This is a genomic window from Chitinophaga fulva (assembly GCF_012927205.1).
In the GTDB taxonomy this organism is placed as follows: domain Bacteria; phylum Bacteroidota; class Bacteroidia; order Chitinophagales; family Chitinophagaceae; genus Chitinophaga; species Chitinophaga fulva.
In genome coordinates, this window is record NZ_JABBGC010000002.1 from 335,085 (window position 1) to 357,705 (window position 22,621).

Consider the following 22,621-nt stretch of genomic DNA (forward strand, 5'->3'; position numbering starts at 1 on the left):
TAGAAAAGAAGAGGGCTTACAAATGGGGGAGTATCACCGTGAAGGTGGTGCCTTCTTCGGCGGTGGAAGTTACCGTGATATGGCCGTTATGTATCTGGACGATCTTTTTACAGATCGATAAACCAAGGCCATGGCCGCGGGTTTGGTGGGCATTGTCGCCCCGGTAAAACGGCTCAAAAATTTTATTGATCTCTCCGGAAGGAATCGCAGGCCCCTGATTCCTGATCTGCACGGTGATGTATTGGGTGAAGAAATCGATAGACACATGCGCGCTCTTGTCAGGAGAAAACTTACAGGCGTTGTCAATCAGGTTCAGGAACAGCACTTTCAACAGGCTTTCGTTACCGAAACAGGTGACCAGCAGATCGATATCAGGTACCTTGACAAACTGGATATCCACTTTGCCAGGCGTCTTTTGTTTCAGCCGTATCAGGTTGGCCATGTCCATCAGCAGCTCATCTATGCGGACACTGTTGAATACAAACTGCTCCTGGTTCAGTTCTGACTGTGCCAGCTGCAGCAGTCCATTCGACAGGTCAGACAGGTTTTCCGCGTCTTCCAGTACCGATATCAGCAGTGCCTGATATTCTTCTTTGGTGCGTTCTTTGGAAAGCGTTACCTGCAACTGGCTGATAATGGCTGCCAGCGGGGTGCGCAGCTCATGGGAAGCATTGCTGACGAAACTTTTCTGCAGGTCGAACGAATCGCTGAGACGTTGCAACATGGTGTTGAAGTTGGCGCCCAGCGTGGCAATTTCATCTTTGCCTTTAACCGCTACCTGTGCATCCTGCATATTGCTGGCGTTGATCTTGTCTACCTGCTGCACCAGCTTATCGATGGGCTGCACCATTTTGCGGGCGAAGAAATAGCCGACGCCCACCAGTATCGCTACGGCTGTGATCAGTTCTATCAACAGTATCTGGCGCAGGTTCTGGAGGTTCTGGAAGCCGTATTTGTCAAAAGACGAGACGATCACGATCACGGACACATCACCTTCTGTATAATAAACGCCTACCTGTTCACCGCTGCTTTTAATATTACTATATAACTTATTTTGTTTGATATAATCCAACAGGCTGCGGTGGGTGCGGATGGTGGTATCTTTGAGGTTGCTGTAAAGCAGGTCGTAGTCGGGATCGTATACGAGAATGGTTTCCTTGTAGAGGTCCTGGAAGGTGGTACGGTCCAGTTTCCGCAGCAGGTCTACTTTTACATTGCCATCTTCAATGATCACATTGGCGATGGAACGGGCGCGGTATTCCAGTCTTTCCAGGTATTCGGCACGTCTGGATTTGGAAGAGAAATAATAAGCCAGCACGGCGAAGGCGATCAGCATCAGAGAGGCGGACAGCGTATAATACAGTGCTATTTTATATTTGATCTTCATGCAGGATTACTCTTCGGAGAGGTAATATCCCATGCCGGTTTTGGTATGCAGCAGTTTCTGCTCAAAGTCTTTGTCGATCTTTTTACGGAGGAAGTTCATATACACTTCGATCACGTTGGTACCGGTATCGAAGTCGATGTCCCACACTTTTTCAGCGATCGTGAGTTTGGAGATCACTTTGCCTTTATGGAGCGCCAGGAAATCGAGCAGCTGGTACTCTTTGGCGGTGAGGGCAATTTTTTTGCCGCCACGGGTGACTTCTTTCTTTTCTCTGTCTATCTCCAGATCGGCGATGGTGATTTTATATTGGGTGCTATGTGGCGCTTCAGAACCGGCCCGCTTTAGGAATACGCGGATACGTGCCAGCAGCTCCCGGAAATCAAATGGTTTTACCAGGTAGTCGTCGGCCCCCAGCTCAAAAGCCTGCATTTTGTCTTCCACGCCACCCAGTGCGGTGAGCATGATCACAGGCACGCGGTTGTTTTTGCGGCGGATGACTTCGCATAGCTCATAACCGTTGTGATGGGGGAGGTTCAGGTCCAGAATGACAAGGTCGTAGTTATTGCTGGCAGCAAGGCTTTTGCCCATGCGGCCGTCATAGGCCACATCTACCTCGAAGCCGTTTTCTTCAAGGCCTTTTTTAACGGCATTGGCTACTTTGACTTCATCTTCTACCACCAGTATTTTCTGCATATAGGACTTTTAAAATTACGGATTACGAATGACGAATGACGAATTGTGGGCTTCCTGACAGAGCGGCTACTTAATAACTTTGCGGAAAGTGAGTCCTCAATTCGTCATTCGTCATTCGTAATTCCTAATTGGTTACCAGGTTGGCTTCCAGTTGCATGATTTTCTCGAAGAGCTGTTCGTACTGTTCGTTGGCCCGATCGATGAATTTCTGTACTTCCTGGTATTCGCTTTCTACCTGGGCAAATTTAGTTCGGTCGTTATAGGTCGCCGGATCGCCTAAACTGGCTTCCAGGCGGGCTTTACGTTCCTTAAGGCTGGCCAGTTGTCCTTCCACCTGTGAAAACTGTTTCTGTTGTTTTTGCAGTTCGCGTTGCACATCTTTATTGATGGCGCCTTTGGTGGCGGCGGTATTATTATTGCTGGCAGGGGCGGCCTGCTTGTTTTCTTTTTTATTTTCTGTGGCGGCTTTTGCCGGAGCGGGAGCCTGCTGCTGGGCAGCCATTCTCTTTTTCCACTCTTCGTATTCGGTGTAGGTGCCTTTAAACTCTTTGATTTCACCGTCCACGATTTCCCAGATTTTGTTGGCTGTCTGGCTAACGAAATAACGGTCGTGCGATACGAGTACAAGGCTGCCTTCATATTTATCCAGTGCGTCGATCAGCATCTGCACGGAGTTCATGTCAAGGTGGTTCGTGGGCTCATCGAGCATGAGGAAGTTCGCCTGGCTGATAATGGTTTTGGCGAGGGATACCCTGGCTTTTTCACCACCGGAGAGGATGCGGATTTTTTTGAATACGTCGTCCCCGGTAAAGAGGAAGCAGCCGAGTAGCTGGCGCAGTTCCAGCTCAGTGCGGCCGGAGCCGAAATTTTTCAGCTCGTCCAGGATTTCACTATTGAGATCGAGTGATTCCAGTTGATGCTGGGCATAGAAGCTGGTCACCACGTTGTGGCCTGGTACTCTTTCGCCCTCCATGGGTTCCATGCCGAAGATGATGCGCAGCAGGGTGGATTTACCCTTACCGTTGGCACCAATCAGGGCTATCTTATCGCCACGGTTGATTTCAGCGCTGGTGTTTTTCAGGATCTGGTTATCGCCAAAGGCTTTGCTGATGTTATTCAGCGTACACAGGATTTTACCGGGTGTTTTATCTATGGAGAAGTTGATCTTGATTTTAGACGGGCCGCCATCTACTTGTTCCACGCGTTCCAGTTTATCCAGTCTTTTGGCGATACTCTGTGCCTGAGCGGCTTTAGAGGCTTTGGCCTTAAAACGTTCGATAAATCTTTCCTGCTGGCGGATATAGTCCTGCTGATTTTCGTAAGCGCGTTGCTGCATTTCGCGGCGCAGTTCCTTTTCCACTTCGTAGTCGGCATAGGAGCCGGAGTAGTGGTGCAGTTGCTGCTGGTATACTTCCACGATGCAGTTAACCATGCGGTCGAGGAAGTAACGGTCGTGCGATACGATGATCACGGCGCCGTTGTAGCCAACGAGGTAACGTTCCAGCCATTCGATGGACGGAAGGTCAAGGTGGTTCGTCGGTTCGTCAAGCATGAGTACGTCTGGCTGCTGGAGAATGAGACGGGCGAGGAGCACGCGCATACGCCATCCACCGGAGAACTCACTATAAGGGCGGTCCAGGTCGGGAGTGGTAAAGCCGAGGCCTTCCAGCACCTGTGCCGTTTTGTGCTTCATGTTGTAGCCGTCCAGCGCTTCGAATTCGTGGAGGGCGTCGCTGAACTGATGCAACAGCTCTTCTGTCTGATCGTGTTCCAGCTCTTTGGTAAGCCTGTCGATTTCCTTTTCCAGTTCCAGCGCTTTGCCGAAGGCCATCATGCCCACGGTGAGGATAGATTCATCGGTTTCAAAGCTGAGCAGGTCCTGGTTGAAAAACCCGATTGTCAGGTTTTTGCTCTTATTAACGCTTCCTTTTGAAACGGAATATTCGCCGTTGATAATACGCAGCAGGGTGGATTTGCCTGTTCCATTCAATCCGATAAGGCCAACGCGGTCTCCCGGCTCAATATGCCAGGAGGAATTTTCCAGGATAACCCTGGACCCAAACTCAAATGTAATGTCCTGTAATGCGATTAACATAATTGTTCAAAAATTGGATAAAAAACGTGCAAAGGTAACCAGAACTTATGTCATTTTAATGTTTCCTGTGCTTTTGTATTAAATGTATATGTTAATGATTGATAAATAGTATTTTGTGAATTATAATATTTTAATTTAGATTAGAATTTTAACGTTTTGATCAGTGTTTCTGTCCCCGCCGATTATTATTACTTTTGCGGACGAAGAAAATAAATGCCCATGAATTTTAGATTAGGCGTTCCCGTAGGAACATTATGCATAGCATTCGCTTTGTTCAGTTGCCAGCAATCATCTACCAAATCCGGCGAAGAAGCGGCAGCCAGGCCGGCAGCATCGTTGCAGGCGCCCTACAATCAGGGATATTACGATTCCCTTCAATTGGTCATGCAGGCTTACTACCAGCTGTCAGATGCACTGGTAAAGGCCGACAGCGTTGCAGCCAACACCGCGGCGGCCTCCCTGAAGCTGCATATGGACAGCCTGCCGGTCAACACCCTCCAGATGGACAGCAGCCACCTGAGCATCATTACCGGTACCACCGGCAGCATCAGCGCTGAACTGGCGGGCTTTGAAGGCGAACAGGACCTGGAAGGCAAACGTTCTTCTTTCCAGATGGTTTCCGAAATGTTATTCGACCTGGTAAAAAATACCGGCCTCAAAGGAAAAACCATCTATCACCAGTATTGCCCGATGGCCTTTGATGACAAAGGCGCTTACTGGCTAAGTGACAAACCGGAGATTTTAAATCCCTACTTCGGAAATAAAATGCTGCATTGCGGAGAAACAAAAGACACTTTAAGTTACCAGTAAAATTGTAAATTACTGTCTATTGCCGGAGCACTACAGACAATAGACAGTAATATGCAATTCTTCAGATATGTAGTTACTTTCCTGATGACCCTTCTATGCTTGTCTGCAAAGGCACAGCATTATACCGTTAGTGGATATGTACGGGACAGCACTAACGGAGAATCGCTTCCGGGAGCCACTGTCCACGTACAGGGCACCAACACCGGCATCCAGACCAACGCCTATGGCTTTTACTCTCTCTCGTTGTCTCCCGGCACTTACACCATCATTTTTTCTTTTGTAGGTTATGAAAACAAATCGCAGGAACTGAACCTAACAGGTAATACTATACGTAATATAGAACTGCTGCCACGGTCTTATCAGGCGAAGGAAGTCGTGGTGACGGCCCGGCAGCAACATGCCCATGTGAAAAGTACGGACATGGGCCGGGTCGAAATGTCAGCGCAACAGGTAAAAAAGCTCCCGGCACTGATGGGGGAGACGGACATCCTGAAGGCGCTGCAGCTGATGCCCGGTGTACAGGCCGCCGGAGAAGGCAATGCGGGTTTTTATGTGCGTGGCGGCGGGCCGGATCAGAACCTGATCCTGCTGGACGAAGCGCCGGTATACAACACAGGCCACCTGTTTGGCTTTTTCTCGGTGTTTAACGCAGATGCCATCAAAAATACGACGCTGATCAAAGGCGGGATGCCGGCTAACTACGGCGGTCGGCTGTCTTCCGTAGTAGATGTAAGCATGAAGGAAGGCAATAACAAAACCTTCCAGGGAGAGGGTGGGATAGGGCTGATCGCATCACGGTTGTCCCTGCAGGGTCCGCTTAAAAAAGACAAAGCTTCTTTTATCGTCTCCGCCCGCCGTACCTATATCGATCTGCTTACCAAACCTATTGTCAACAATTCTTCCCACAAGGGCACCGGCTATTATTTTTATGACCTGAACATGAAAGTGAATTACATCCTGTCGGATAAAGACCGTCTTTATCTCAGTGGTTACTTTGGCAGAGATGTTTTTAGCTTTTCAAGCAATAACCGCAAGTTCCTGGTGAAGATCCCGTGGGGCAACAGTACGGCCACCTTGCGCTGGAACCATGTGTTCAACAGCAAGCTGTTTGCGAACCTGTCCCTTATCTATAATGATTATAAATTCCAGTTCAGCGCACTCCAGAATAATTTTGATCTCCGTCTGTCATCCGGTATCAGCGACGGCAATGCGAAGCTGGATTTTGACTATTATGCCAGTCCCCGCCACCATATTAAGTTTGGCGGCAACTATATTTACCACGTATTTACGCCCAGTACCGTCAGTGGAGGGCAGGACTCTACGAAGTTCGCGCCGCCGGAAAATGCCTACAAGAAATATGCACATGAAGTGGGGGTTTACCTGATGGATGACTGGGAAATATCACCTCATCTGCAACTCAATGCCGGTGTGCGTTTTAGCGGTTTTATGCAGATAGGGCCTTATACCCGTTATATCCGGGATGCTTCCGGTCAGAAAACCGACAGTGTTAAATATGGCCGCGGCAGGCCGGTAATCCGCTATGGTGGCTTTGAGCCACGTCTTATCCTGCGTTATTCCTGGAATGATGATAATGCCATCAAGGCGTCGTTCACGCGCAATTACCAGTTTATACACCTGGTGTCCAATGCCGGCACCACGTTACCTACCGATGTGTGGATGCCTAGTACATACCTGGTGAGGCCGCAGGAATCGTGGCAATATTCCGCCGGCTATTTCCGCAATTTTAAAAACAATACCTACGAAGCTTCTGCCGAAGTGTATTATAAGGAGATGTACCACCAGGTAGAGTACCGGGAGGGCTATACACCGTCCCTGTCTGATCCTGAGCTGGATTTTGTATTTGGCAAGGGGCAGGCTTATGGACTGGAGCTGTTTGTGAATAAGAAGAAAGGCGCGCTGACCGGCTGGCTGGGATACACGCTGGCATGGACCTGGCGGCAGTTCCCGCTGTTGAACGAAGGCAAACGCTTCCCGGCAAAATATGACCGGCGGCATGATTTCGTGGCAGTAGCGATGTATGAGTTAAATAAACGGTGGACTTTTTCCGGTGTGTTTATCTATGGCACCGGCAATACTACCACGATGCCTGAACAGTTCTATTTCATGGAAGGCGCGTTGGTGCAGGGATATGGTAAGATCAATTCTTATCGCATGGCGCCGTATAACCGGCTGGATTTATCCGCTATTTATACACCGAAACCGAAAAGAGAGAACAGGCGGTTCAGGGGCAGTTGGGCTTTTTCGATCTATAATGTGTACAGTAGAAAAAATCCTTATTTCATCTATTTTGATCAGGAGGGAAAGGCGGCGGATGGGTCGCTGAAAGTCACGGCCAAGCAGGTGTCGTTGTTTCCGATTATTCCCGCAGTGACGTATAATTTCCGGTTTTGAGGGTTATTTCCGTAGCATGAATGATATGATGCCAATCAGCCCTCCGATGGTAATGATGAATTGTATAAAGCCAGCAGCAAATATGCTTTTGATGGTGTCTTTGTAATTAGATTTTATCTCATTACTTAATCCCGTCACCCCAGCTTTGACTTCTCCCAGTTCTTTTTGCATGTTTTCCTGTATGATAATTACCCTTTCCAACTTGACTGTTAAATCCAATGTTTCCACCTTTGTTACATAAATACTGGATTGGGTATCACAAATTGAAGTGTCTAGTACTGCGGCCAACTTCCTGGTTTTTTCTTCACTGAGATGAAGGTCTCTTCTGAAAATATTATAGATTTCGTCGTTGCTTGCGAGCATAGTATATGTTTTTTATTATGGTGATAAATTCTTATTTCATTTATTATGATCAGGAGGGAAAGGTGGTGGATGAATCACTGAAAGTCCCGGGTAAGCAGGTGTTTTGCTTCTGATTATTCCCGCGGTGACGTGTAATTCCGGTTTTGAAAGTTATTTAAACTTAAGAAAGGCCCAGGTTGCAATAATGCTCAGAATTGTGCCTGTAATGGCTATATACTGTAAAAGCCCGGTTGTACTCATCTTTGAATAGATTTTTTCAGAGTCAGTTTTCATTTGGGTTATAACCGCTACTTGGAACGTAGCCAACCCGACTTGGACTTCATTCATTTTATTCCTGGATTCATCCAGTTTAGCCTTGAATTCATCCAGTTTGGTATTCATCTCGGTTCTAAAACCACTAAGTTCAGATTTGACTTCATTCTTGAAGTCTTTCATTTCAGTTTTTGCTTCTTTTAAATCTTCTTTCATAGTGGCAAAATTGTTGGCTTGAGCTTTCTCGACGGCGGTGTTCATGTTTGAGACCAGTTTCCTGGTTTTTTCCTCACTTAGGTGAAGGTCTTTTCTGAAAATGTTATAGATGTCGTCATTGCCTGTGATCATATTAGATATATTTAGTTAAGGTGTTAAAATGAGAATTAAATGGTCTTTTAACGACTTGCTAACAATACAAGGAATATTATCAGACCAGACCCAAAGGCAACGAGAAACCAATAGAGCCTATGCATGAAGGCTGGGTTGAAAGGGTTTCTGACTTCTTTCTCAATCCGATTCAGCTTGTCGACGGTACTTTCTATTCGTTTTTCCAACAGTTCAAGATTTTGCTTATTTGTTTTATCTATCTGGTCTGTTCGACGTTCAATTCGGTTTATTCCTTCATTGATATTCCTTTCATTGATTTCGGCTATAGTTTCAGCATATTGTATTATATCCTGAAAATGATCATTAATGATATTGTCCATTTCCGCCAGCAACTCCCGGGCATTGGAGGCATCCATTTTTAGTTCATCTTTTAAAATGTTATAGATCCGAAGATTACCGCCTGCAAGCATGGGTTTACGTTCCGGTTTTGAAATATAACTCATGTTTTATTTATTAATTGTACAAAAAGAATAATTTTAAATTATATTTCAAAATTATCGCTCCTCGTTTCGAGACCCAATTTTTTGCACAACAATTTTTGAAAATCCTGTTTTCGGGAGATAAAAAACAGGGCTGGGAAAGTGCCTTCCAGAGGGAGTGTAAGTGAATGTATTTGGCCGTGGTAGCTTTGTGTGAAGATGTGGGTCGTCAAAAGAAATATCACCGCCGGATGATAACCAAATTCTCACCGTACCCCAATCCGCAATAACGATTTTGTCAACTTTCTGATAATTCGCCGATCATCAGTTTTGTAAAGTGGGGTAAATTCATTATATTTACAGGCTTTGTTGACTTTCCGGACTGATACCCCACCGCTGCGCGGACCATTATTTTTAAATTCCTTGGAATTCGCTGGCGGACTAAGCAAAAAGCTAACAAACTATTTCTTAACTTCGCAAACATTTTATAAAGGAAATATAGCGCATATGAAAAAGTATGACGCTAACAGTAAAACGTATGATAAATATCACTTTTCCGGATGGCGCAGTTCGTCAGTATGAACCAGGAGTAACTGCATTGGACATTGCCAAATCCATCAGCGAAGGATTGGCACGTAAAGTATTGGCTGCAAAAGTTAATGGGCAGGTAGTGGATGCTACACGCCCGGTTACAACGGATGCTACATTGCAGCTCCTGACGTGGACGGATACAGATGGTAAATCCACCATGTGGCACTCTTCCGCGCACCTGATGGCCGAGGCCCTGGAAGCGCTGTACCCCGGCGTGAAACTGGGTTACGGTCCCTCTATTGAAAACGGTTTTTATTACGATATTGATCTGGGCGACCGCACCATCTCCGATGAGGACCTGAAAGCGGTAGAAGCCAAGATGGCGGAGCTGTCTAAAAAGAACAGCGAATATGTTCGCAAAGACGTGAGCAAAGCCGATGCACTGGCTTATTTCACTGAAAAAGGCGACCCTTACAAAATAGAAACCATCAATGAACTGCCCGACGGAAGCATCACTTTCTACACCCAGGGCGGCTTTACGGATCTGTGTCGTGGCCCGCACATCCCGAACACCAGCTTCATCAAATCCATTAAGCTGACCAGCATCGCGGGTGCTTACTGGCGCGGTAACGAGAAAAACAAGATGCTCACCCGCATCTATGGTATCACGTTCCCGAACCAGAAGGAACTGGACGAATACCTGACACTGATCGAGGAAGCGAAAAAACGCGACCACCGCAAACTGGGCAAGGAACTGGAATTGTTCATGTTCTCTGAAAAAGTGGGACTGGGCCTTCCTATGTGGCTGCCCAAAGGCGCTATGCTGCGTGAACGCCTGCAACGTTTCCTCCAGGAAGCACAGCTGGCCAGCGGCTATCTGCCTGTGGTAACACCGCACATCGGTAATAAAAACCTGTACGTGACTTCCGGTCACTACGAAAAATATGGTAAAGACAGCTTCCAGCCTATCCATACACCGGAAGAAGGCGAGGAGTTCATGCTGAAACCCATGAACTGTCCGCACCACTGCGAACTGTACAAAGGCTCTCCTAAGTCCTACAAAGACCTGCCGGTACGTTTCGCGGAATTCGGTACCGTATACCGCTACGAGCAGCACGGTGAACTGCACGGCCTTACCCGCGTAAGAGGGTTTACTCAGGACGATGCCCACCTGTTCTGCCGTCCCGACCAGGTAAAAGAAGAATTCCAGAAAGTGATCGATCTGGTGATGTACGTGTTCAACAGCCTCAGCTTTACTGAATATACCGCTCAGATTTCCCTGCGCGACAAGGAAGACCGCAGCAAGTATATCGGTACGGAAGAGAACTGGAACCTGGCAGAACAGGCGATCATCGAGTCTGCGGCGGAGAAAGGACTGAATACCGTGATTGAATACGGTGAGGCAGCCTTCTATGGCCCTAAGCTGGACTTCATGGTAAAAGACGCCCTCGGCCGTAAATGGCAGCTGGGTACCATCCAGGTGGATTACAACCTGCCGGAACGTTTTGAACTGGAGTACATCGGCGCCGATAACCAGCGTCACCGTCCGGTGATGATCCACCGTGCGCCATTCGGTTCCCTGGAAAGGTTCATCGCCGTGCTGATCGAGCACTGCGCGGGCAAATTCCCGTTGTGGCTGGCGCCTACACAGGTGAAAATCCTGCCAATCAGCGAGAAAACACAGGCCTATGCAGAAAAAGTGGCAGAATTGCTGAAAAAAGCGGAAATTCGCGCTGAGATTGACGACAGAAGCGAAAAAATAGGAAAGAAAATCCGCGACACAGAACTCGCCAAAGTGCCATATATGCTGGTCCTCGGCGAAAAAGAAGCGGCCGACAATATCGTGGCTGTTCGCCGGCAAGCCAAAGGTGACCTCGGAACCATGACCCTGGAACAGTTTACCACACTGGTAAACGAAGAGGTGATCAACCGCAAGCCAATCGAGTAACATACTTAAATGTGGAAAAGAAGTATATAAAACAATGAACATTCCTAAATTCAGGTATGTTAATTGCACAGAGTTTTCCCATTATTTTTGTATAAGTTGTTTTTGGTCCATGTGTGGGATATGGACCATGGACTATGAACAATAATTAATAAATCTTAATTTTTTTAATGCAACAAAAACCCAGACCAAATTTTGGCGGTAATAATCGGGGCAGAAACCCGAATTTCCGCAGGGAACAACAACAAGAACACCGGACCAACAGAATGATCCGTGTTCCTGAGGTCAGACTGGTAGGTGAAAATGTGGAGGTAGGCGTTTACAGAACAGAGGACGCCCTGCGTATGGCTGAGGAACAAAGCCTCGACCTCGTGGAAATATCCCCTAATGCCGCGCCCCCCGTATGCCGTATCATCGACTACAATAAATTCCTTTACGAAAAGAAAAAGAAGGAAAAGGAAATGAAGGCGAAGGCGCACAAAAGCGAGGTGAAAGAAATCCGCTTTACGCCTAACACCGATGATCATGACTTTGACTTTAAAGCTAAACATGCGGAGAACTTCCTGAAAGAAGGTAACAAGGTGAAAACCTACGTGCAGTTCAAAGGTCGTGCTATCATGTTTAAGGAGCGTGGAGAGCTGATCCTGCTGAAGTTTGCTGAAAGGCTGGCTGAAGTAGGTGGCCTGGAAAGCATGCCTACCATGGAAGGTAAACGCATGATCGCCATCTTTGCACCAAAAGCTGCCAAGAAAAAAGAAAAGGAACCAAAAGAACCTAAAGAACCAAAAGAGCCAAAGGAGCCAAAGGAACCTCGCGTTGCTGAAAGCAAACCAGAAGACAAAGCTTAATTGGTATCAAACTTATACAGCGGCACCAGCAGGTATCATCTACCTGCTGTGCCGCTTTTTTGTTGGAAAAATAAGGCTGCAGCAGCAATGCAGACAGGGCGTAAACTGTATAAGTGATCATCCAAAAGAGATATCTATATCTACTTGCCATGCCACCTTTTTGTTGGAGCAACAAGGTTGCCGCAGTAATGCAAACGAGGCATAAACTATAGCGGTGATCATCTGAATGAAATATCTCTGTTGTGCTGCTATGGGTTTGAAGCAATAGGGCTACAGCAGCGCAAACACAGCATCAACGGCAGGTACAATCATCCGAAAGAAATTGCAAAACATCATAGCCCAGGGCTTCAGCCCTGGGGCAATGAGATGGTGGTCCCTATGTGCCCCTGAGCGATAGTGTATTTCAACCGATAGCCTTCATTACCTTTTTTGCCCGTGAACGGATGCCGGGAGAAGGATCATGTTCCAGGAGGTCTTCCAGCAGTATGCGGATTTCATTCTTGATATCCGGATAGGTGAGTGTGAGATTGGATAGTATGGTCATAGCAAAGGCCTTGATGGCAATCATCTCTTTAGGGTCCTCCAGGTACTGGAAGCAGGCGTTCATCACCGGGCCGTGCAGCTCAGGTGGGAGGGTCATGTCCTGCAGCACCCGCAGCACATTTCGTTTTACAGCCGAAGGCAGTCCGCCTGTTTCCATACGGGCAACCATTTCCGGCAGGTGAGGGGTCAGCAGTTCCGGATGCTTATCGGCCACCAGGCTGATGATCCAGGCGCTTCGTTGTACTACCCGGTATTCATCTTCCAGAAACAGCTGCATCAGCTGCCGGAACCGCGTGGCATCGCCGCCGATCCAGCTGGCAACATATAGGGAATGTTCTTTGCTATGAGCCGACAGTATTTCTTCTCTGAGTTTCATACCGCAGCAATATAGAATTAATCTCCCAGTTGGCCATATGCCAGCAGGTAACGCTGCATGCGTGTGCGCATCCTTTCCAGATCGGGCTGTAGTACCGGCATGTCGGGGTCTTTCCCCATATCGTCCCAAATCCTTAACTGGATGTATTGTTCAAACAATGGATCGGCGCGGAATATTTTTGCTTCGGAGGCTGTCATCGGGCCGCCCTGGTACCGTAATGTTTCCTTGCTGGCTTCTGAGAGCGTATCGTAGTAGGCGCTGTCTGTCCAGGTGAGATATCTTTTGGCGGCAACATGGCTGGCTACCAGCTGCCCCATTCTAGGGGGAAACCCGCAGGAAGTGAGATAACGGTACCCTACGGTATCGTGTGCCTGGGCGCCGTAGATGTCCATCTGGTCGTCACTTTCAAAAAAGTGGCCGATGTCGTGCAGGAAAGCTGCCAGTATCATTTCATCGTCGGAACCGGTCTGTTCGGCTATGAGGGCGGATTGCATCATGTGCATCAGCATGGTCACCTGTTCTCCATAGGCATGATGGCCATATTGCTCGTATAAACCAAAAAGTTCGTCTACTACAGCATTGGCCCGGATTTCTCTACTGTTCATTTCGTTTATGGGTTTACGTTAGGGGGCGATTATTTAGCCTATTAATTTCGTAAAATTTTGGCGGGCTTGTGTTACGGGAATATTAATTTTCACTGCGGCCGCAGTGGGAGCAATGCCGTAATAACCGTACCTTTGTACTTTCACACCCATACAATCTGATCTACTTGCTAAGAAGAGAATTACGCGTCATCCTGGTGTCGCTTATCGTTAGTTTCATCCTGACAGTGGCCAAGTTCCTGGCCTACTATCTGACCCATTCAGTGGCTATTCTTTCCGATGCGATGGAATCTATCATCAACGTGGTGGCCGGCGGTTTTGCGAGCTACAGCATTTACCTGTCGGGCAAGCCCAAAGATGCCAATCACCCTTACGGACATGGCAAAGTGGAGTTTTTCTCCATCGGTTTTGAAGGCGCCATGATTTTCTTTGCGGGAGTGCTCATCCTTGTCAAAGCTGCACAGTATTTTATTACACCGAAGGAGTTGCATGAAATGAGCAGCGGCTTATGGCTGCTGGGTTCCACCACAGCGGCCAACCTGCTACTGGGGCTTTACCTGATCCGTTCCGGCCGTACACTGGGCTCTATCACGCTGAGTGGTAACGGTCAGCATATCATGACAGACGTATACAGCAGCGTGGGCCTGATCATCGCCCTGGGCGTCATCCACTTCACGGGCTGGAACTGGCTCGACCCGGCCGTTTCCGTGCTGATGGGCATCCTTATCCTCACTAAAGGATATCAGCTGATGCGCCGCTCTATTTCAGGCCTCATGGATGAAACGGATATGCAGGTGGTGGATAAGGTGATCGCTATCCTTTCAGGCCAACGCGTGCCCAACTGGATTGATATCCACAATATGCGGGTGCAGCAATACGGCAATAACTACCACATCGATTGTCATATTACCATGCCTTACTACCTCACGCTGACAGAAGCCCATGATGAAATGAAAAGGGTGGAAGTACTTGTCAATAAAGGGTTTGAAGGGAGTGAGGTAGAGTTCTTTATTCATATGGACCCCTGTATACCTTCCTGTTGCCACTACTGCCTGAAAGAGGCTTGCCCGGTCAGGAAACATGCTTTCACCGGAGAAATTACGTGGACGCGGGACAACGTGTTGCCGAACAGAAAGCACGGATAAACGACGAATATCTATCCACCTAAAATAACAAAAGGGCGAAGGTCATAGCTGATCTTCGCCCCTTTGTTTAATAGATGTTTACACTGCGCGACTACTCGGCACCGGCTTCTTCACCATCACCATGGCCCATCATTTCCCGGATGGGTTTCACGGCCTGATAGATACCGCGGTTGTATTTGTTGCCCAGGATGATCAGTGTAGTAGTGTCTTGCACGAAGCGGTAAAACACGGTGTTGTTACCATGCCACCAGCCGTTGTGATATACAATATTTTTAGCGCTGTCGGGGTATACCATCAAACGCCATCCCAGTCCGTAGTTGCGGATGCCGGGTTTTTCATGGCTATAAGGAGTATATGCGGCTTTCAGCGTGGCAGAATCCAGCAGTTGACCGGAATACAATGCCTGGTCCCATTTGAGCATGTCACGGGCGGTACTGTAAATGCCTTTGTCGCCCATTACCCCATCGAAGTAGGTGTCTGGTTCAGCCTGACCGTTGTATTTATGGCTTTGGGTCTGATGACGCCGCGGTGTCGAAGCCGGGTCGTAGACAAACGTATTGACCATCTGCAGCGGTTTGAAAAAGGTTTGCTGCATGAAGTCGGCGTATTTCTGTCCGGTGGCTTTTTCTATAATGGAGGCCAGCAGGAGATAGTTGGTATTGCAATACTGGAAGTGTGTGTCCGGCAAATGCTGGATAGGTGGTTTGTGTTGCTCCATCAACCGGATCACCTGATCGTTGGTGATAAAGGCTGCCTGATCTTTCCAGAGGCTGTCGCAGAAATAAAGATAGTTGGGCAGGCCGCTGCGGTGATTAAGCAGCATGCGCACATTGATTCCTCTATAAGGGAACTCGGGAAAGAATTTCTGAATGGAATCTTCGAGGCTGAGTTTCTTTTTTTCTGCCAGCCACAGTACCGCTGCGCCGGTAAAGGTTTTGGAGACAGACGCCAGTTGAAAAGCGGAACTGTCTACCACCGGGATTTTAGTCCGGTAGTTTTCCAAACCATGGTATTGTTCAAAAATAATAACGCCTTTTTTAGCTACCAGGATAGCGCCGTTAAAACCGCTGCGCAATAGTTTACCGGTATAAAATGCATTCAGTTCCCGTTGTAATTGTACGGTGCGCGGCGCCTTAAGGATCGCTTCCCGCTGTGCTTCTGTTAAATTAAGCGTATACAGGGTGCTGTCTGATATGGCCTTTTTTCTGTTAGCTTCCCTGCGTGCTGCATTGCCCTGGCAGCTGGAGATAATGGCAATTCCCGTGATAGATAAGATGATGCTTACTGCTTTCAATCGCTTCATTAGAGGTGATTCACTGACTTACTTAATGCTTATTCTCTCTCAATATTTTTAAGGCGCTAAAATTATACCCATTGTCAATGTGTACCAAATATTACCAGGCATCCAACCCGCTTTTAATATATTTTTAAGCCCGTTGATTATTAAAACATCAAAAAAACGAGGGGTAGATACCTGTTTTTTTAATAAAAATCGAATTTGACTATGGCAGTATTTGATTATTCCCCAACATAGAGTAGGTTTGTGCCTTGTTTGTTGTCCCGCGTAACCGCAATTATTAAGCCAATTGCGAGAACAAAATATACATATAATTCTTAATAATATTATGGAACAGGTAAAGTCTACAAGTTATCCGAAAGAAAAGATCAGCATTTTATTGTTGGAGAATATCAGTGACGCTGCTGTGGCAGAATTTACCACTGCGGGCTATTCGGTGCGCAAAGTGGCCGGAGCGCTCAGTGAAGCAGATCTGATCAATGAAATCAAGGATGTTCATTTATTAGGTATCCGTTCCAAAACACAAGTCACCCGTAAAGTGCTGGAGGCTGCCAAGAAGCTGCAGGCGATCGGATGTTTCTGTATCGGTACCAACCAGGTAGACCTTAAAGCAGCCACAGAACATGGTGTGGCCGTTTTCAATGCCCCTTATTCCAATACCCGTTCTGTAGCTGAACTGGTGATTGGGTTGTCAATTGTATTGATCCGTCGCATTGTTGATAAAAATGCGGCTGCCCATAACGGCATCTGGATGAAAGAAGCCAAAGGCAGCTATGAACTGAGGGGTAAAACGCTCGGTATCGTTGGTTATGGCAACATTGGCAGCCAGGTGAGCGTGCTGGCCGAAGGCATGGGGATGAACGTCATGTATTATGATGCGGAGACCAAACTGCCGCTGGGCAATGCTGTACAACAGCGCTCCCTGAAGGAACTGTTTGAACAGGCAGATATCATCTCCCTCCACGTGCCATCCAACAGGTCCACCGAGATGATGATCAACCGGGAAACCCTTTCCTACGTGAAAAAAGGCGCCATCTTCCTGAACTATGCAAGGGGAGAAGTGGTGGACCTGGAAGCACTGAAAGAATCCCTGGAAAGTGGTCAGCTGTCTGGTGCCGCCGTAGACGTGTTCCCGGTAGAGCCGGAAAAAAATGGTGCCGCCTTCAGCACACCGCTGCAGAAGTTGTCCAACGTGATCCTTACACCGCATATTGGCGGCAGTACAGAAGAAGCGCAGCATAACATCGGCCTCGATGTGAGCGCCAAACTGCTCAACTATCTTGAAAAAGGCGCCAGCTTTGGTTCCCATACTGTGCCCGCCATCAGTGTGCCGCCTATCGAAAACACCCATCGTATCCTGCACGTACACCAGAACGTGCCGGGCGTATTGTCTGCCATCAACACCGCCCTGTCTGAAAATAAAATCAATATCCTCGGACAGTATCTTAAAACCAATGATCAGATTGGTTATGTGGTGCTCGACGTTGACCGTCAGCTGTCCCAGGAAGCCCTGGCATTGCTGAAAGACGTGAAACATACGATCAAAGCCAGACTCCTTTACTAGTTTAGAAATTTTGCCATTTTGTTATTTGGTTATTTATGGGTTGTCTTTTCACGACAATCCTTAAATAATCAAATAACAAAATCTTTAAAATCCCCAAATACCGGTTCTGTCTTCCCGGCTGACCGTTTCATCGATTCTTTTTCCGGTCTTCCCCGCTTTTTATGTAAATTGTTTCAGATTTGTTTGTTATCCTTGCAAGCGTAAACAGCAATCAAAACAAAAGCATGAACAGTATCAACGTACGCATGGCAGGGGTAGCATTGGCAGCCACACTGCTATGGCAGGTAAATGTAAACGCGCAGGACAGCGAGCCTAATAAATGGGCTCCTGAGAAGATCAACATCGACGGCCAGGCAACTGAATGGCCCAAGCCACTGCAGTTTTATAACAACGATACCAAACTCTTTTATACGATCGCCAATAATAAGGACACCCTGTTCCTGATCGTGAGCGTGCCGGATAAGATAAGTCAGCAACGTATTATGCGCTCCGGGCTGAGCGTGTCCATCAATCCCACCGGGAAAAAGAAAGGAGGCGCCATGATCACTTTTCCGCTGGTAGGGGAAATCAACAATACCCCCGATGTGCCGCAGGAATCCCGCCAGAAGCTGGCTGAAGAATGGAGACGACAGGCCCTCGCGAACGCGAAACAGATCAAGGTGGAAGGGCTTACCGGCGTAACTGACGGTAATATCCCTGTCAACAATACCAATGGCATCCGCACCGCGGCAGCTTTTGACGCGGCAGGCAACCTGGTTTGCGAATTGGCCGTACCTCTTTCTGTGGCAGGCATTCCTGCCGGATACGATAAACCGGTGGCTTATCGTTTTAAAGTAAACTCCCTGAGTGCGACCGAACGCCGCGAGCAGGAGAAAATTCTGCGGGAAAAACAAGCTAAAGCGAGCAAGGACGGCGGCGCCCCGGCGATGCCCGATGAAGAGACCCGTATGAAAATGATGTTGTTCTTTTCAACAGAATTCTGGACGAGACAGACATTGGCGACGCACCCATAGTATTTCAAATAGTCTTAACCGTTATTATGCATACAAATCTGTTTACCTCAGGAGCCAGGACCGCCCTCGCCGGCATTGTCTGTGTGCTTTTATGGACGGCCTGCCGCAAAGACAATAAGACATCGGAGCCAACACCGTCGGGTATAGATACCACCAGTAAGCCAGCATCCGCGTATGAAGATTCCCTGAAATACCTGATGTATCAGATCATGCAAGTTTCCTATGCAGACGGCGGTCGCAACGCATCTGCCGGGTTGCCTACCTACTACTGGTATTCCCAGGTGCCGGGAATCAACCCGCTGGACGCCAAATATGCAAATGCCGACAGCCTGCTGTCTGTCATGAAATCATATGCCATCAATCCGGTGACGACGAAGCCGTATGATCACTACAGCTTCCTGGACCGTAATGGCGTACTGACCAATAAACTGATGAACGGTATTTCGGCACAGACTTTTGCTGCCACCAACAACGGAGATTTCGGATTGGATTACGGCATCGCACTGGACGGTGGCAACAATGCCCACATATTTATATTGTATGCCGATAAGAATGGTCCTGCCGGACAAATCGGTGTTACCCGCGGATGGGAAATCATTTCGGTAAACGGTAACAGCAACATCTCCACCAGTCAGACTTTCCTGCAGTCGTTGTATAACGCTATCTTCAACAGCACTTCGGTAACGCTTGGTTTCAAACGGCTGGACGGAAGCACCATCACTAAAACGCTTACTACTACCAGCTATAGTATCAACCCGGTGGTGTTTGATACGGTGTTTACGGTAGTCGACAAAAATAATATCGCGAAGAAAGTGGGCTATTTCTCCATGTATACTTTCGCCAGTATCATCAACAGCAATGGCCAGGATACCTATACGCGGACAGTATTGGACCAGCTGTTTGCCAAGTTTGCATCGCAGGGCATTAACAACCTCGTGGTGGATTTCCGCTACAATGGGGGAGGCGCGGTGTCTACAGCGGAATATCTCGATAATGCTATCGCTCCGCCTGCCGCGGCCGGTCAGCTGATGTACAATACCATCTTCAATGACAAGTTGATGGCCCATATATCGGACGTTAAACTGACTACCACCACCAAATTTGCAGCAGCTACCAGCAAACTCAATCTGGACAATGTGTTCTTCATTACTACTGGTAACACGGCATCCGCCAGCGAGCTGACGCTGAACAACCTGAAACCATATATGCCGGTAAAGCTGGTGGGATCTAAAACATATGGTAAACCGGTTGGCTTTATCGATTTTAATATTTCTGTTTTTGATCAGAACCATAATCAGAAATACCTGGCAGACCTGTATGCTATTAACTTTGAGACAAAAAATGCCAATGGCGAAGGAGGGTATTATACTGGTATTGACGTGAATGCTGCCGCCAATGATTATGTGAATATAGCTTGGGGAAATACCCAGAGAGATGATAACCTGAAAGCGATTGTCAATTATCTGACTACCGGTAGTTATACATCCGGCGCCCGATTGGCCAGCACTGAATTGAATGATCTGCGTCAGGCGATCCCGTCATTGAAACCGGTGAACGGCTTTAATGGTATGGTGGATTATGAACGCAGCCGCATTATACGTAGCAGCCACTAAAAGGATGAATATCATATATCCCCGCAAAGCCACTGACAGCGCTTTGCGGGGATTTTTTATTAATAGATAATGATCTCGTCGGTAAACATAAATCCACGTTGTTCATTCCTGGCATGGATGCGTACATAACGTGCCTGCTGCTGACCAAGGTTAAATTTAAAATCCTTGAAAGCCAGTGTAGACAAGCTAACCGGGACATCGTTGTTGACCTGCTGTACCGTACGGAAGTTTTGACCATCATCCGATAACTGCACTTCTACCCATGCCGGTATGTAAACACCAGGACCGGTCAGTTGCATGAAATTGACGGACAGGCTATGCAGCTGCGTTACTTTTTCCAGGTCCACCGTTACATCCATATCCCCCAGGAATCCCTGCCACTGGCCATCTCCATAGGTGAGTGAACCCCGGTATCCGTTTACCAAAGTGGCTTCCCTTTGTGCTGCATACTTTTCGTTGTAGGGTTTGTTATAGATCACTTTTTTGCCTAATGCGATATGATCGTCTACCGCCAGCGCTGCCGGTTTGCCTTTCAGCAGCGTGTCCTGGAAGATGGCCGCAGTCACCACAGCGGAGCCTTTTACTATAAAGCGGCCGTTGTATAGCGTTGACTGTGGAGTAGGCGTAGAGCCGTCCAGCGTGTAACGTATTTGTGGACGATATTGTTCCGTGCTGAAAGTGATGGCCGCCTCATGCTGTGTGGTATTGATTTCCGGGTGGATGCTCACGGCGTAGGAAGGACGGTAATAATTTACGTTTAGCCGTTGCAGTAAGAGATAGTGAGACTGTATCCGCTGATGGAAATTTTCCCATTTTTTGTGCAGGGTATCTGACCATACTACCTCAGACAGCGCTATCACTCTGGGATAGGTCATGTATTCGAGATGGTAGGAATTGGGAATGTATTCCGTCCAGATGTTGGCTTGTGCGCCCAATACATGTTTCGCTGCGGCGCTGTCGAGCTCCCGTGGAACCGGTTCATAACTGTAAACTTTTTCCAGCGGCAGGAATCCACCGATAGCCTCCGGTTGTGTGACAGGGTCGGCCTGATAGCTGTCGAAGTAACAATAAGCGCCGGGCGTCATGACCACATCGTGGCCGGCTTTGGCCGCCGCGATACCGCCGCTTTCTCCGCGCCATGACATTACTGTTGCCTCCGGGGCAAGGCCGCCTTCCAGTATCTCATCCCAGCCGAGCAGTTTGCGGTGGCGGGAGATCAGGAATTTTTCCATCCGGCGGATGGCATAACTCTGCAATTCTTTTTCATCTTTAAGATGTTCTGTGCGGATGCGCTGCTGGCATTTGGGGCATTGTTTCCACGCTTTGGTAGAAGCTTCATCACCGCCAATATGAATGTATTTGGACGGGAAGACAGCCATTACTTCGTCCAACACATTTTGAAGAAAGTAAAAGGAGGAATCGTTGCCGAGGCAAAACTCTGAATTTTTATAAGGGATGCCGGAGCAGGACAGGTTCGGATACATGGCCAGCACTTCTTCTGAGTGGCCGGGCATTTCTATTTCCGGGATGACGGTGATTCCCCTGGTGGCCGCATAAGCTACAATTTCCTTTGCTTCCTGTTGTGTATAATATCCGCCGTAGGCGTTAGGATCACCTTCATGAGCATAGCGCCGGTCACCTTTCCACCATTCTTTCCAGTTGGCGGTAGTACGCCAGGCAGCCTGTTGCGTCAGTTCCGGGTATTTTTTGATTTCCAGCCGCCAGCCGGCTCCGTCGGTCAGATGCCAGTGGAAGGTATTCATTCGGTACAGCGCCATCAGATCGATAAAGCGTTTGACATAGGCAGCCGGGAAAAAGTTGCGGGACACGTCGAGATGAACGCCACGGTATCCGAAGCGTGGCTGATCGGCGATGTCTGCGCAGGGCAGCAGCGTACGGTCGGGCTGCAACCAGCTGAGTTGTACGATGGCCAGTGCGGCGTTGATAGCGCCGGCATTGCTGCGGGCGTCGATGGTTACCGCTGTGGGAGAGATCCGGATGCGGTATCCATCGGGATGTGGTATGGTGTTGGCGTTCGATTGTCTGAAGATAATCGTGGAGCGGGTTTTCCCGCTGGCCGGAAAGGCGCCCATTTCTTTCAGAAGCTGAGTAGCCTGCCGGAAATCTTTTCCCGGGAAAATGAGCCCCTGACCATTGAGATGAAAAAAGCCGGTACCGGTTGTAACCTGTGTGGGCCGCGGAATCAGGTCCAGGTTACCGGTATACTGTGCTTTCCCTGGCAGCACACTGCATGCTGTCAACAAAAACACACTGACGCAATACTTGAACATAAGCTTGACAAAATTAAAGGACAATGATAGGGAAA

The 22,621-nt window shown here is 48.0% G+C and carries 18 protein-coding genes; 8 read left to right on the forward strand and 10 right to left on the reverse strand.

What is annotated here, in order from left to right:
* Window positions 1-16: 16 nt before the first annotated feature.
* The 3 genes from HHL17_RS18020 to HHL17_RS18030 all read right to left on the reverse strand — a co-directional run bounded on the left by HHL17_RS18020 (window position 17) and on the right by HHL17_RS18030 (window position 4,175).
* Complete coding sequence (locus HHL17_RS18020) at window positions 17-1,387, reverse strand: sensor histidine kinase (RefSeq protein ID WP_169226216.1); 1,371 nt, start codon at window positions 1,385-1,387, stop codon at window positions 17-19.
* 6 nt (window positions 1,388-1,393) lie between these two features.
* Entirely contained in the window at window positions 1,394-2,080 is a 687-nt protein-coding gene (locus HHL17_RS18025; protein WP_078673032.1) for a response regulator transcription factor, read from the reverse strand.
* Between the two features lie 124 nt (window positions 2,081-2,204).
* Window positions 2,205-4,175: an ABC-F family ATP-binding cassette domain-containing protein gene (locus HHL17_RS18030; RefSeq protein ID WP_169226217.1), complete on the reverse strand. Its 1,971-nt coding sequence runs from the start codon at window positions 4,173-4,175 to the stop codon at window positions 2,205-2,207.
* A 219-nt stretch (window positions 4,176-4,394) separates the two neighbouring features.
* On the opposite strand from HHL17_RS18030, the gene HHL17_RS18035 reads away from it, so the two are divergent.
* Both HHL17_RS18035 and HHL17_RS18040 read left to right on the forward strand, forming a co-directional pair.
* Window positions 4,395-4,985, forward strand: coding sequence for a DUF3347 domain-containing protein (locus HHL17_RS18035; RefSeq protein ID WP_169226218.1), 591 nt, complete (start codon window positions 4,395-4,397; stop codon window positions 4,983-4,985).
* 51 nt (window positions 4,986-5,036) lie between these two features.
* On the forward strand, window positions 5,037-7,397 hold the full coding sequence (locus tag HHL17_RS18040; protein WP_169226219.1) for a TonB-dependent receptor: 2,361 nt from the start codon (window positions 5,037-5,039) through the stop codon (window positions 7,395-7,397).
* A 3-nt stretch (window positions 7,398-7,400) separates the two neighbouring features.
* Here HHL17_RS18040 and HHL17_RS18045 read toward each other — a convergent pair whose 3' ends face one another.
* From HHL17_RS18045 to HHL17_RS18055, 3 genes are all read right to left on the reverse strand, one after another.
* The gene (locus HHL17_RS18045) at window positions 7,401-7,760 is read right to left on the reverse strand and encodes a hypothetical protein (protein ID WP_169226220.1); all 360 of its coding nucleotides are present in this window, start codon (window positions 7,758-7,760) and stop codon (window positions 7,401-7,403) included.
* Between the two features lie 150 nt (window positions 7,761-7,910).
* Window positions 7,911-8,360, reverse strand: coding sequence for a hypothetical protein (locus HHL17_RS18050; RefSeq protein WP_169226221.1), 450 nt, complete (start codon window positions 8,358-8,360; stop codon window positions 7,911-7,913).
* Between the two features lie 47 nt (window positions 8,361-8,407).
* The gene (locus tag HHL17_RS18055; protein ID WP_169226222.1) at window positions 8,408-8,842 is read right to left on the reverse strand and encodes a hypothetical protein; all 435 of its coding nucleotides are present in this window, start codon (window positions 8,840-8,842) and stop codon (window positions 8,408-8,410) included.
* Window positions 8,843-9,356: 514 nt separating this feature from the next.
* Between HHL17_RS18055 and thrS the strand changes: the two genes are divergently transcribed.
* Window positions 9,357-11,297, forward strand: a complete 1,941-nt coding sequence (gene thrS, locus HHL17_RS18060) for a threonine--tRNA ligase (RefSeq protein ID WP_169226223.1) — start codon at window positions 9,357-9,359, stop codon at window positions 11,295-11,297.
* 167 nt (window positions 11,298-11,464) lie between these two features.
* Window positions 11,465-12,142, forward strand: a complete 678-nt coding sequence (gene infC / locus HHL17_RS18065; RefSeq protein WP_169226224.1) for a translation initiation factor IF-3 — start codon at window positions 11,465-11,467, stop codon at window positions 12,140-12,142.
* 403 nt (window positions 12,143-12,545) lie between these two features.
* Here infC and HHL17_RS18070 read toward each other — a convergent pair whose 3' ends face one another.
* Window positions 12,546-13,061, reverse strand: a complete 516-nt coding sequence (locus HHL17_RS18070) for a hypothetical protein (RefSeq protein WP_169226225.1) — start codon at window positions 13,059-13,061, stop codon at window positions 12,546-12,548.
* Window positions 13,062-13,078: 17 nt separating this feature from the next.
* Entirely contained in the window at window positions 13,079-13,666 is a 588-nt protein-coding gene (locus HHL17_RS18075) for an HD domain-containing protein (protein WP_169226226.1), read from the reverse strand.
* A gap of 164 nt (window positions 13,667-13,830) precedes the next feature.
* Between HHL17_RS18075 and HHL17_RS18080 the strand changes: the two genes are divergently transcribed.
* Window positions 13,831-14,808, forward strand: a complete 978-nt coding sequence (locus tag HHL17_RS18080) for a cation diffusion facilitator family transporter (protein WP_169226227.1) — start codon at window positions 13,831-13,833, stop codon at window positions 14,806-14,808.
* A gap of 91 nt (window positions 14,809-14,899) precedes the next feature.
* Here HHL17_RS18080 and HHL17_RS18085 read toward each other — a convergent pair whose 3' ends face one another.
* Window positions 14,900-16,111: a serine hydrolase domain-containing protein gene (locus tag HHL17_RS18085; protein ID WP_240975903.1), complete on the reverse strand. Its 1,212-nt coding sequence runs from the start codon at window positions 16,109-16,111 to the stop codon at window positions 14,900-14,902.
* 322 nt (window positions 16,112-16,433) lie between these two features.
* On the opposite strand from HHL17_RS18085, the gene serA reads away from it, so the two are divergent.
* From serA to HHL17_RS18100, 3 genes are all read left to right on the forward strand, one after another.
* Window positions 16,434-17,669, forward strand: a complete 1,236-nt coding sequence (gene serA, locus HHL17_RS18090; protein ID WP_169226228.1) for a phosphoglycerate dehydrogenase — start codon at window positions 16,434-16,436, stop codon at window positions 17,667-17,669.
* Between the two features lie 224 nt (window positions 17,670-17,893).
* Window positions 17,894-18,682: a hypothetical protein gene (locus tag HHL17_RS18095; RefSeq protein WP_169226229.1), complete on the forward strand. Its 789-nt coding sequence runs from the start codon at window positions 17,894-17,896 to the stop codon at window positions 18,680-18,682.
* A gap of 26 nt (window positions 18,683-18,708) precedes the next feature.
* Window positions 18,709-20,295 (forward strand): S41 family peptidase, encoded by a 1,587-nt coding sequence (locus HHL17_RS18100; protein ID WP_169226230.1) that lies wholly within the window; start codon window positions 18,709-18,711, stop codon window positions 20,293-20,295.
* Window positions 20,296-20,354: 59 nt separating this feature from the next.
* Here the strand turns inward: HHL17_RS18100 and HHL17_RS18105 are convergent, their stop codons facing one another.
* Window positions 20,355-22,586 (reverse strand): glycoside hydrolase family 20 protein, encoded by a 2,232-nt coding sequence (locus HHL17_RS18105; protein WP_169226231.1) that lies wholly within the window; start codon window positions 22,584-22,586, stop codon window positions 20,355-20,357.
* Window positions 22,587-22,621 lie beyond the last annotated feature (35 nt).